We start from the raw sequence: 11,411 nt of genomic DNA on the forward strand, positions 1-11,411 counted from the left end.
TAGACATAAGCTTTATCTGTTATACTATCAATAAACATTCGATTTACGATTGCTGAATAGTAGGTACGGTAAATATTTTGGATGACAAGATAAAAGAATTCCTTTCTCTATTTAATGGAGATGTTTCTGCGGCACATGCGGCTTTAGCTCGGTATATACACCAACATGTGGCATCTGTTACGTATGATCATAAGAATCCTCAACGGGTAAATGAGGAAATCATTCACATGGAAGGCGTCTCAAAGCGCTACAAACTTGGCAAGCAAACTGTCGATGCACTTCGCGATATATCACTTTTAGTTCGTAAAGGTGAATTTGTGGCTATCACAGGAGCTAGTGGAAGTGGTAAAAGCACGCTTCTGCAAATTATGGGCTGTCTTGAAGCGCCTAGTACGGGAAAAATAATAATAGAATCAAAAGAAACGACCAATCTGAGTGACAGTGCCTTAAGTGAGTTGCGCCAGAACGCTATTGGATTTATCTTTCAATCGTTCTATTTGCAGCCGTTTCTTCGTCTGAACGATAACGTAGCCGTCCCCGCAATGTTTACGAGTAAAACGAAGAAAAACATATATGCAAAGGTTGAGCAGCTTCTGCAGCAGGTCGGATTATCTGAACGCGCGGAGCACTTCCCAAAAGAACTATCTGGCGGACAGATTCAAAGAGCAGCTATTGCACGAGCATTGATTAATGATCCTCGAATAATCCTCGCTGATGAGCCAACAGGCAATCTCGACTCGGTAAATGGCAAAACGGTCAGTGAGTTATTTAGAACTATACGAGATACATTAGGCACGACAATTGTTGTAGTAACCCACGACATGGCAATTGCTCGTCAGGCCGATCGTATTATCGAACTAAAGGATGGGGTCATTGTATGATTCGGCTCTCGTATGCATTTACGCTTGCCAGTACTAAACTGCGCTCGAAACGAGGTATGCTTTTTACGTCTATTATGGTAGCAAGCCTTTTATTTGCAGTTCTGATAATGATGGTGGTTGTTTTTACGGGAGCTGAAAAAAGCGCAACAGAATTCATTAAAAAAGCTGGCAATAATCATTACCTCGTAAAGACATCGCCCAATATACCATATGAAAAAATAGATTTTATTAATCCACCATCAGTAGGTGATATTCGGGCAATAAAAGCTTTCGAAAAAAGCTATTACCAAGACTTACAGAATAAATACAAAACGCTTGGTCTTGAATATAGTAAGGACGCGGAAGTTCCGGCGCTAGTTCCTGCAGCCTGGGCGCCAACAACCTTGCCAGAGGAGCAGCGGGTCACTATTAACTGGTCATCTCCTGTTATTCAAGCGTTGCGAAACAAAAAAATTGAAGATTATACTAAAGTGGCTACAAATAAGTTGAGTGATCTTAAGCTGGTTGCGGATAAATATGGAGCGAGCGGTTACTACTACGTCGACAAACCGAGTTTACTACCGCCCTTTCCTGGTTTGCGTCTACTTCAAGATAATAAAGAGGATTTTAGTACCTCTGAGTTGCAATCGGGAGATTCGACGCCGTATGGCTACTATGTAAATGCTATTCATAATGGTAGCTATAGCTTTACAGATAAAGGTCTTCTTAGCCGCTATTTGCTTACGACAGATACTACCAATCTGAAGGGTATTCCTGTCGTTGTGTCCGCCCAAGAAGCCGCTTCGCTTTTTGGCGAAAAGGCTGGTATCGGCAAAGAACCTGAAGCCGCGAGCGAAAAGCGAGCATGGCTAAAAGATATCCAAACAAAGCTTAATCAAGCCACCTATCAGTCGTGCTATCGAAACACGGCTGAACAAGCGCTTCTTGAAAAAATCCAACATGATTATGCAGAAATGAAAAGTAATGAAAACAATAAAGATTATAAAAAGCCAAGCCTTATCTACGACTATCCTACAAAGCCGTGCGGTGATATTATCGTCAAAGAAGATACACGTACAACACTCGAAAAACAGGCCGATGCTAAGGCGGAAGACACACAAAAGAAACTGGGTACGTATGTCGCTCCGAGTCATGAACTTTTGACATTTCAGATCGTCGGCATTAAGTATGCTAAACCCTATTCTGACTACTCAAAGAGCATTGACGAATATCTAAAGAACCTTCTTGCGCCACAAGAAGATTCGTCGACGCTCGATATTCCTATTCAGATGTATGATTCGTTGCCTAAAGGACTTAAAGCAGATGCAATACAACAGGAAGATAGTGCAGGTGCTCCCGTGAGTGCGAGTGCGTATGACGAATTTGCTACTCGTGTTCTTGAATTTGTAACCGTAGGTGATGCACGTGCGTTCCTTACGAACGAAACCTGTCCGATGTCTGCGACTAGTTGTGATAAAAAATTCAAGGCTGGTCCGTATGGATCAAACTATTTGATTCTTGATGAAATTGGTAACATGTTTAATCGCATTGCCGTCATCGCGTTTCCTGTGGTATTTGGTCTTGCTACAATTATTATCTGGTTTACTGTCTCTCGTATTATGGCTGAAAACCGCAGGGAAACAGCTGTATATCGCGCTATGGGTGCAAAACGTCGTGATGTTACTACGATTTACATTGTGTATATAGTGCTTGTCTCGGTACGGATTATACTCATATCTCTGACACTCGGCATTCTATTTGCATTCTTTATTAATTACTTTTATGGACGCACATTGACTGATACCGCTGTGACGATATTTGGTATTATCGATAGTGCTCCAACTTTCAGTCTCTTCAATCTTAACTCTCCGCTACTGCTTGTAATCGTGGCGTCGATATTTGTTATTAGTATAGCAGCGGGTGCTCAGCCCCTTATTCGAAATGTTATGCGGCCACCGATACGTGACATCCGAGACGAATAAAACGTCATGTATACTAAGAGTGTGTCTAAACGACCTAGTATCTCGCATTCTGCAATAACAAATCTCTCCGGCTCAAAGGGAGCTAACAAGGGTAATTCAGACCGGTCTAGCCTGGTTGAGCTATATCCTAAACCTAAAACCTACGGACAACGAGCACAAGACGACAAAATGCGTCAGCAGGCATACCGTCGTCATTGGCCAAGATACCCATATCTCAATATTGCTGCATATGGAAGCGCTCTGCTAGGTCTTGTGATTTGGTTTGCGCAAAATCTTAACACATGGTGGTTTAGCGCTGCTAGCTATGGGGACGTAATGAGTCATGTATTCTTCTCTTTTGTCGTAGGTTTAATGTTGGTTTTTTTGATTGTCTTTTGGGTTAGTTATGTCAACAAGCTATTCTCTTATTTTAGAGGTGCGATACAAATATTTTGGTTTATCTACCCCCTTGAAGTGGGGACTTTACTTACCCTCTGGCTGAGCGGTCTTATGTGGGATTATATGAATATCTCATGGATACCGGTATTGGCAATATTCCATTTTGTCATCGTATTTTTTAGCGTACAGCCTATGATCGGTACTGGGGAGACTGAGCATTAAGATGCTTAGTTATAGCTCTTCATCAAAGTTTGGACGATGCGCCTCCTCTCCAGCCAGGTAGAAAGAAGGCATCGCGTCTTTCTTTTATTTGGCTGCCGACGTGCGAGCCGTCCCAACGAGATCATCTCCTATCTTCGGGCAATTAATCCTATTTAATCTCCTCAAGTTTCGCGATCAACACATCAGCTTCTCGATCGAATACCTCATATAAACGGTACATTGCCCTAACCCTATCATTCCCTGGTTTTAGCTGTAAGCCTTCTCCAGCTACTTCAAGTGCTTGAGAAGAAGCTTTTAAACGATGGATTGCATTGCGCTTCCAACTGCTTGAGTCAATCTCATAGAGCATACTCCTCATACCTGGTACACTTACGGGTCGTGCCATTCCTGAACTGCGCAAGACAGCAAGCACGTTACTGACCGTACCTGTCGAGAGCTTTAGTGTTTCCTGAATGTCCTTTGCGGATTGAGTAACGGGTTCGCAGATAAGTAGGTAGCCTATTACCCGCGCAAGGCTTCGAGGCATGCCAGTAGCGTGCCCGAATAATTCCATCTTTTCAATAAAAGCGAGTGATTCTTTGTCCATAAAGGTGATTATATCAGTTTTCATAAATATCTGAAATATTTGATATACTGATCTTAACTCACTATAAAAAGGAGGCTCATAATAAAAAAGCAAATACAAAATAAAGATATCACTCTACCAATCACGATTACGGGTGAAGGCCAACAAGTCATTTTCTTTAACGGAGGTGGTGCGACTCAGATTAGCTGGAAGAAAGTTATCCAAGAGCTCAAAGGCAATTACCAAATAATAACCTTTGACTTCCGTGGCCACGGCAAGGCATCAGTAGCCGGTGACTACTCATTCGATGCTTTCTTAAGTGACGCAGAGAGTGTTATGAGTATGGTCAATTCTAACAAACCGATTGTCGTTGGTTGGTCACTCGGCGCTGATCTCGCCTTAGCATATGCAGTTGCGCATCCTGGTGAGGTGGGTGGACTTGTGCTCATAGATGGTGCCGTGCCTCTTACTGAGCCACTGATTGAGAATGAGACTCAATTACGGCAATCTCTCAAAAGCCCCATCATGAAACTCAGCAGACTTTTGATACGATTTACACCATATAATTATCAGATTTGGGGTGATGCATTCGCCGATATCGTCGTTGAGGTTGATGCACGCAGGCAGAAGCTGTTAGGTGACTATGCAAACGCCAGCTGCCCTATAACGATGGTTCTCGCAGAAAAGAGTGGTGGCTTAAAGGGTGCTCATGCCGAACGTAATAACAAAATATGGCGCGCGAGTGCTGAACGCCTCGTGGCTCAGTATCCATCAATTTCTATACAATGGATAGATGATAGTCATCAATTACCGTTCAAGCATCCCGTCGAACTTGCAAAAACAATTGACGAGGTTGCTGCTCGTCTGAAGGCTGCTAATTAAGAATATACCAAGACAAGTGCAAGAGCCTCCGCTACGTCTGTTTCAGACAAAGCATCCGGCCTCTTTATGAACTCGGGACACCTAGGACGTAGGCTGTAGCAGACCTAATTTTCGTTGCCGGGGTTGGCTTTTTTCTTCGCATTCTTAAGAGCATTTTCAAATCGCTCTTTGCCGTTTGGGTGACTGAGCGTAACCCTCTCAGTTTTAATCTTTTCATCGATTGCTTTTTGCTGTCGTATGTCTTTCTTAATAGGTTGTATCGATTTTTTTGCACTCATATTATCTAGTATATACTGCACTTACTCCGAATGTGAGTTATGACCTGAGGGGATAATTGCCGTTGAAAAATATTGCATACTCATCATAAAAGTTTTATAATATACATGACCCATCGTCTAGAGTTAGGACCTAAATGTCTTCGAGGACTCAGGACCAGACCGATCAGTTGGTGCTTGGGGTGCTTCGCGAGATCGCGAAGGACGGTACAGAGGGCCGCGTCAAGGGCAAGCCCGTTCGGCTGGCCGAACCCAAGGACGGCGACTGCGTGTACATGCGCATCGCGCTCGAAGCGGAGAGGAGGGGTGATGTTACCCTGGATATCAACATCTTCTCCCACGCACGCGAGCTGGAGGAAAGCCTCCGACGGCTCATCAACCGAGACCTCGTCTTCAACAACGGAGGCGGGGCGACGGCCGAACGTTCGTTCTGGGTTGTCATAAGCTGACGACCCGAAAACTCAGATGAAGTAGGGTCTTCCCCGTGGCACATGTCACGGGGATTTCCTTTTGCAATTTCAGACCAAAGTAAAAAGACGACCAGATGGATCGTCTTTTTACTTTGGTACCGCGAGCCGGACTTGAACCGGCACGAGCAAATGCTCACCAGATTTTGAGTCTAGCGTGTCTACCGATTCCACCACCGCGGCGTGGTATTGTAACAGCCAGTCCAATGTATTGTACAATAGATGATAGTAGGAATCCATAGATGAACCCCAGCGACCCAACAGATAAGCGCTCTCAGACTCCGCTCGTTCCACAGCGGCCGGTTGCTCATAACCCCACGATTCCAGAGCGCCATCCTAGTCAAAACACCGCTATCGCGGCGGCAAATATCGTTCGAGACCAGTTAGATAACATATATAGTGGCAACACTTCAACACCAACTCCACAAACCACTCCAGCTGTTCCAGCCGAAAAAACTCAAGAATCCCCAGAACAGGGACAATCTTTAGAAGCAGCCAATCCTTACGAGCGAACACATTCTGAGTATGCACATGTTCAAGCAGAGCAGTGGAAACAATATCATAGTGCTTGGCAGGATTACTATCAAAAGTATTATGAGCGGTATTATATTGGCCAGGTTTATCATGCAAGACAAGCACTTGAGGCTCGCACGCAAGAGGCAACAACGGCGCCTGTAGCCCCTCCATCGAAGGCGACTCAAACACAGTCGCCACGAGAGCCCGAGTCTATGACGCGAGACGAAGCTATGTATGATCTCCGTAGTAAGCTACTCGGAAGGGTACGCAATTCCGCTAAGAAAGTCCGAAAAAGTCGCCATTTTGTCCCTATTACTGCCGCAGTCGGTGTCGTGCTCTTATTTCTGTTTCTTCAGTTTAACCGCCTCATAATTGCCAATGTCCAGGCCTACGTCAGCCCTGGTACGATCGACCCTGCGAACATCATTATCAATCCTTCGACCGACCTAGCGGTTAGTCCAGATCCAAAGCTTATCATCCCTAAAATCAATGTCGACGTACCAGCGATTTGGGATACTAAACCAGATTACGACTCGCAAATGGCTGCAATGCAAAAAGGTGTGGCATGGTTTGGTATTCCAGGTGCCGATAGCCACCCGGGTCAAGTAGGTAATACGGTATTGTCTGGTCACTCAAGTAACGACCTCCTTGATCAAGGGGACTATAAGTTCATCTTTGCACGGCTTGATCACTTAACAAACGGCGATTCGATCTTTATTAATTACCAAGGTAAACGCTACACTTACACCGTAACAAAAACCCAGGTCGTATCACCGACCGACGTTTCAGCACTTGTTTACCCAACAACAAAGCCTATTCTAACACTTATCACCTGTACGCCACTCGGCACCTCACAAAATCGTCTGCTCATTACAGCCGAGCAGGTGAGTCCTGATCCTGCAAATGCTACACCAGCACCAAGCAGTAGCGGCAATACGGCTCCAGCATCGATCCCAGGCAGCTCACCAACCTTTGTTGAGCGCATCTTCGGTGGCGGTGGTAACTAGTCTTCGTATCGCTGAGTAAAGCGTACACGAATAAGCAAGATATTTAACTAGACGCCCACTGTAACTCGTGGGCGTCTATCATGCAGCTTTATACCGCTTGTCATTTATCGTCAATATTATTCATCGTCTACTAAAAGACTACGCTAGAATCAGTCGTGCGCGTTCAAGATGATACACACCATCGGCTGTTTTTTGAATACCATAAACATAACGATTATTCGGGCTAAGAACTACATCAAACCCTTCAGTAACAGGCATGATATCGTGCTGGTTAGTGCCGTCAAACTCATAAAAGCGCAACATGCCATCTCGGTCACTCCATGGCATGTAACCGTCAATCCAACCAAGTTTTTTTGTAACTGGTGATACACCTTTTAAGGCAGTCTGCGTTGTTTTCTTAAGTTCAAGATCATAGGTCGTAAACGTGTCACCACTTTGCATAATAACAAACCGACCTTCCGTACGAATAGATAGATACTGCGCACCGCCAGGTATAGTCACTGTCGCAAGTAATCGCATTTGTGAGGCAGAGGTTGCTGTCGGAAGATTACCTGTATAAATTTTAACCATGTCGCCATAGTTAATCGCTTCGTACATATCTCCAAAGTAACGGCCAAGGGCAAGATGCAGTGGCGCTTTACCGTTGTCCTTATAGGTCGCGAGAGTTACAGGGCTATCTTTACCATCTTCATAGTAGCCGACTGTACGAGAGCCTGTTGTACTATCAAGAAGAGTGGAGTATGTAATGGTCGTCTGATCAAAAATAGAGAAATCATCTACATTCGTAACAAGTGGACGAGAAAGTGTCGCTGCTCCAAGGTCAACCTTGCGAACATCGGTTCCAATCTGCGCATATAAAATGTGGCTGTCATTGCCGCTAAATACTAGTTTGGAAGGCTGAATGTCCAAAAGCCTTGAGACATTTTTAGTACTACTCATGTCACGAGTGTCCACAACCAACCACTCTGTCTTATCGTCGTTATACGTATGTTTTACAATAATATACCGACTACCAGCATCCCAGTCTTGCAAACTAAAGGTCTGTGTTTTACCAGCATCGGGCTGAGTGAAACTTTCTGTCGGAAGATCTAACTGCGTCATCTTAACCGTGTCGTTGCTCAAATCAGCTAACTGAATATTTGCCGTATCGGGCTTTTCCTTAACTGCCATCCACTTTTGATCCGGTGAAACCGCCGTACTTGTAACCGTCGCAAAATTGTTAACACTTTCTGGTTTAATTTGAGTCGGTATAAGGCGCGCGTAATTAAGCCACAGTACCGCACCAGCAGATAGGTTGATATCTTTCTGCCAGGTCTGATAGCCACTACGACTCATCGCTATAGTGTGATTCGTTGCCGTTAGTGTGGTTTTAGAAGGTGATTTAGTTCCAAATACTTGGCCATCTATTGTAATGGTCGCACCATTAGGCTGAGAATCGAACTGGACAAGTCCGCCTTGCTCAATCCGACCGTCGTTTTGATTAAAGCGGTAACCGAGCATAACAAACACTAATATGACGACCAATGCGACCACGGCAACGGTCATAAATCCGTATGATATTATTCGCTTAATAAGTTGCTGGCGTTTTGAAGGCGAGTGGTACATGTACGCTCATTATAGCATTTTAGGGGAAACTACTTGCATATTTACTGCCTTTTACCTACTATGAAATGTAACAAACCACATGCGGAATTACCCACGTAAAACGCTTTTGGCATAGTAACAGTAGGGGAGAAGCAAACATGAACAAGCAAACAGTCACAATCAACGGTCGGGCCTACGACGTCCACACAGGACTCCCCGTTGATGTGGTAGAGCCTCGTGCTCACGAGGTTGCTCGTTCATCACATGCCATTCACCAAACGGCCCAAAAATCACAAACACTGAATCGCAAAATCGTGAAAAAGAGCATGAACGGTGTGTCCGCTCATCGTTCGCTCACTCCGCGTCAAGACATTGCTATGCACCCAGCCGTTGCAAAATTCGCACCACATCCAAGTGGCGCTAAACAACAGCTAGCTCGCTCAGTGGCGACGGATATTGCCCCAACCATCCATCCAATTGCCGCCAAAGCTAATCAACAACTTCAACAAAAAGCTGTAAAAAAGTCTGAGCAAGCAAAACTTATACCCAAACCAGCGCAAGTTATTAAGCAAGAGGCAATCAAAGAGTCCCTTGCGAAGGCACAGAGCCACAGTGCGAATCACCAACAAGTTAAGACCAAGCGTCGTTTTCCTCGCATGTTTAGCGTGGCTTCAGCATCGCTGGCGCTCCTACTTCTTGGCGGTTACTTCACGTACTTAAACATGCCGAGTCTCTCAGTTCGTGTTGCTGCAGCTCAAGCTGGCGTAAATGCTAGTTTCCCGTCATATCACCCAGACGGCTACAGCTTAAAAGGTCCTGTTGCATACAGTCAAGGTGAAGTTTCTATGAAATTTGGTGCTAATGCCGGTCCACAAAGCTTTACCGTTGCCCAAGCAAAGACAAGCTGGGACTCAAGCGCTGTTCTAGATAATTACGTCAAACAACACGCCGGCGACAACTACATTACGTACGACGAACACGGTCTCACCATCTACACCTACGGCGGTAACGCTGCATGGGTGAACGGCGGCGTGCTTTACACCATTAGCGGCGATGCACCACTCTCCGGCGACCAGATTCGCCACATCGCTACTAGCATGTAGTTAATCGCCTCGATTAGACTACACAGAATTCCAACATCTGTCTTAACTGATAGAAAACAGATCATAAGAGCAAAATATGCTATAGTAAAAGTTATTATGACTACTGTTCGAACTCGTTTTGCCCCTAGTCCGACTGGCTTTTTACATGTCGGAAATATCCGCACTGGGCTTTTTGCCTATCTTGTTGCTCGCCACGCAGATGGCCAGTTTATTCTTCGTCTTGAAGATACAGACAAAAAACGTGAAGTAGAGGGTAGCGAAGCACATCTTTTAAAATGTCTCGAGACTCTAGGGATTACGTACGACGAGGGAATTAACCTTGGCGGCCCATACGCACCCTACAAGCAGAGTGAGCGACTTGAGACGTACAAAGAGTGGGCACAAAAGCTCATCGACGATGGTCGCGCCTATGCAGACCCATACACCCAAGATGAACTCCAAGCCTTCCGAGATGACGCCGTCGCCAACAAACAACCATTCTTATACCGAAATCACCGTCCAGAACACCCACCTACTTGGGATGGTACACAGCCACTCCGTTTTAAAAGCGATCCTAAAGCCTACACATGGCACGATGAAGTCATGGGTGAAATTTCTACCGGACCAGAGGTGATCGACGACATCATTCTCATCAAATCGGATGGTTATCCTACCTATAACTTTGCCCATATTGTTGACGACGCTGAAATGAAGGTGACTCATATTCTCCGTGGACAAGAGTTTATATCAAGTCAACCAAACTATCTCAATATCTACGAGGCTCTTCGTCTTGAACATCCTGTCTTTGCGACCATGCCACATATTATGGCGCCAACTGGTGGTAAAAAACTAGGCAAACGAGATGGCGCTAAAGATGTACTGGACTACATTCGTGATGGCATTCTCCCTGAAGCACTCCTTAACTTCATTGCTAGCCTAGGCTGGAACGATGGAACTGAGCAGGAGATTTTTTCAAAAGAAGAACTCATTGCCAAGTTTACTCTCGACCGCGTTCAGAGAAGTGGCGCTCGCTTTGATGAGCAGCGTCTTATTTGGCTTAACGGCCAGTGGATGCGCCGCTTGAGCCTGGATGACCTCTATAGCCGTGTGACTGATTTTTGGCCAGAAAGCGCTAAGACGGCGGACGAAGCTCAAAGAAAGCAGATACTTGGTCTTGTTCAAGACCGTCTTAAAACGCTCCACGATCTCCCTCTTATGACGAGTTACTTTTTTGCCGATCCGACTCCTGCTTTAACTATGATCTCAGAGAACAAGCAGCTAAAAAAGTTATCGACACAGGAGATAACGGAGCTTCTCATGGCAGCAAAATCAGCACTCGAAACCTGCGATTTTACACCAGATGCTATTCAAGCAGCACTTAACAATCTCCTCGAAACAACAGGACAAAAGCCAGGCGTACTATTTAGCCTTGTTCGTATCGCCGTTTCGTGGGCCCCATTCAGTCCTGCGCTCAATGACACGCTTGCAGCGCTCGGAAAAGAAACGGCACTACGTCGCCTCAAAAATAGCATCGACAGCATATCTGCCAATTAGCTTAAAAGCGTATAGATTTGACCGGTATCGTAGCCGG

At 45.2% G+C, this 11,411-nt stretch carries 11 protein-coding genes and 1 tRNA gene; 8 read left to right on the plus strand and 4 right to left on the minus strand.

Annotated elements, in window-relative coordinates:
* The first annotated feature begins 77 nt into the window (after positions 1-77).
* From VLG36_00655 to VLG36_00665, 3 genes are read left to right on the plus strand one after another with little or no spacing between them, the layout of a single operon-like run.
* Positions 78-881, plus strand: coding sequence for an ABC transporter ATP-binding protein (locus tag VLG36_00655; protein ID HSW77291.1), 804 nt, complete (start codon positions 78-80; stop codon positions 879-881).
* The gene (locus VLG36_00660; GenBank protein HSW77292.1) at positions 878-2,842 is read left to right on the plus strand and encodes an FtsX-like permease family protein; all 1,965 of its coding nucleotides are present in this window, start codon (positions 878-880) and stop codon (positions 2,840-2,842) included. Before VLG36_00655 ends, VLG36_00660 begins: the two co-directional genes overlap by 4 nt.
* 21 nt (positions 2,843-2,863) lie before the next feature.
* A complete protein-coding gene (locus VLG36_00665; protein HSW77293.1) occupies positions 2,864-3,442 on the plus strand; it encodes a hypothetical protein in 579 nt (192 codons plus the stop codon).
* Between the two features lie 148 nt (positions 3,443-3,590).
* Here the strand turns inward: VLG36_00665 and VLG36_00670 are convergent, their stop codons facing one another.
* Entirely contained in the window at positions 3,591-4,028 is a 438-nt protein-coding gene (locus VLG36_00670; protein HSW77294.1) for a hypothetical protein, read from the minus strand.
* Between the two features lie 150 nt (positions 4,029-4,178).
* On the opposite strand from VLG36_00670, the gene VLG36_00675 reads away from it, so the two are divergent.
* Complete coding sequence (locus VLG36_00675; protein ID HSW77295.1) at positions 4,179-4,889, plus strand: alpha/beta hydrolase; 711 nt, start codon at positions 4,179-4,181, stop codon at positions 4,887-4,889.
* A 104-nt stretch (positions 4,890-4,993) separates the two neighbouring features.
* Here the strand turns inward: VLG36_00675 and VLG36_00680 are convergent, their stop codons facing one another.
* Positions 4,994-5,167 carry a hypothetical protein gene (locus tag VLG36_00680; protein HSW77296.1) on the minus strand — a complete coding sequence of 58 codons (174 nt, stop codon included), beginning with the start codon at positions 5,165-5,167 and terminating at the stop codon, positions 4,994-4,996.
* A gap of 134 nt (positions 5,168-5,301) precedes the next feature.
* Here VLG36_00680 and VLG36_00685 point away from each other — a divergent pair, with 134 nt between their 5' ends.
* Complete coding sequence (locus VLG36_00685) at positions 5,302-5,613, plus strand: hypothetical protein (GenBank protein ID HSW77297.1); 312 nt, start codon at positions 5,302-5,304, stop codon at positions 5,611-5,613.
* Between the two features lie 114 nt (positions 5,614-5,727).
* Here the strand turns inward: VLG36_00685 and VLG36_00690 are convergent.
* A tRNA-Leu gene (locus tag VLG36_00690) sits at positions 5,728-5,814 on the minus strand.
* Positions 5,815-5,873: 59 nt separating this feature from the next.
* Between VLG36_00690 and VLG36_00695 the strand changes: the two genes are divergently transcribed.
* Positions 5,874-7,154, plus strand: a complete 1,281-nt coding sequence (locus VLG36_00695; protein ID HSW77298.1) for a sortase — start codon at positions 5,874-5,876, stop codon at positions 7,152-7,154.
* Positions 7,155-7,292: 138 nt separating this feature from the next.
* On the opposite strand, the gene VLG36_00700 is transcribed toward VLG36_00695, so the two are convergent.
* The gene (locus tag VLG36_00700; GenBank protein ID HSW77299.1) at positions 7,293-8,759 is read right to left on the minus strand and encodes a PEGA domain-containing protein; all 1,467 of its coding nucleotides are present in this window, start codon (positions 8,757-8,759) and stop codon (positions 7,293-7,295) included.
* A 137-nt stretch (positions 8,760-8,896) separates the two neighbouring features.
* Here VLG36_00700 and VLG36_00705 point away from each other — a divergent pair, with 137 nt between their 5' ends.
* Positions 8,897-9,841, plus strand: coding sequence for a hypothetical protein (locus tag VLG36_00705; GenBank protein HSW77300.1), 945 nt, complete (start codon positions 8,897-8,899; stop codon positions 9,839-9,841).
* 96 nt (positions 9,842-9,937) lie between these two features.
* On the plus strand, positions 9,938-11,374 hold the full coding sequence (gltX, locus tag VLG36_00710) for a glutamate--tRNA ligase (GenBank protein ID HSW77301.1): 1,437 nt from the start codon (positions 9,938-9,940) through the stop codon (positions 11,372-11,374).
* Positions 11,375-11,411 lie beyond the last annotated feature (37 nt).

Source organism: Candidatus Chromulinivoraceae bacterium, assembly GCA_035478595.1.
Classification (GTDB): Bacteria; Patescibacteriota; Saccharimonadia; order Saccharimonadales; family Saccharimonadaceae; genus CAMLKC01.

Coding starts and splice junctions, on each gene's coding strand:
- VLG36_00660 (HSW77292.1), top strand. CDS start 878: ATGATTCGGCTCTCGTATGCATTTACGCTTGCCAGTACTAAACTGCGC.
- VLG36_00670 (HSW77294.1), bottom strand. CDS start 4,028: ATGGACAAAGAATCACTCGCTTTTATTGAAAAGATGGAATTATTCGGG.
- VLG36_00680 (HSW77296.1), bottom strand. CDS start 5,167: ATGAGTGCAAAAAAATCGATACAACCTATTAAGAAAGACATACGACAG.
- VLG36_00685 (HSW77297.1), top strand. CDS start 5,302: ATGTCTTCGAGGACTCAGGACCAGACCGATCAGTTGGTGCTTGGGGTG.
- VLG36_00695 (HSW77298.1), top strand. CDS start 5,874: ATGAACCCCAGCGACCCAACAGATAAGCGCTCTCAGACTCCGCTCGTT.
- VLG36_00700 (HSW77299.1), bottom strand. CDS start 8,759: ATGTACCACTCGCCTTCAAAACGCCAGCAACTTATTAAGCGAATAATA.
- VLG36_00705 (HSW77300.1), top strand. CDS start 8,897: ATGAACAAGCAAACAGTCACAATCAACGGTCGGGCCTACGACGTCCAC.
- gltX (HSW77301.1), top strand. CDS start 9,938: ATGACTACTGTTCGAACTCGTTTTGCCCCTAGTCCGACTGGCTTTTTA.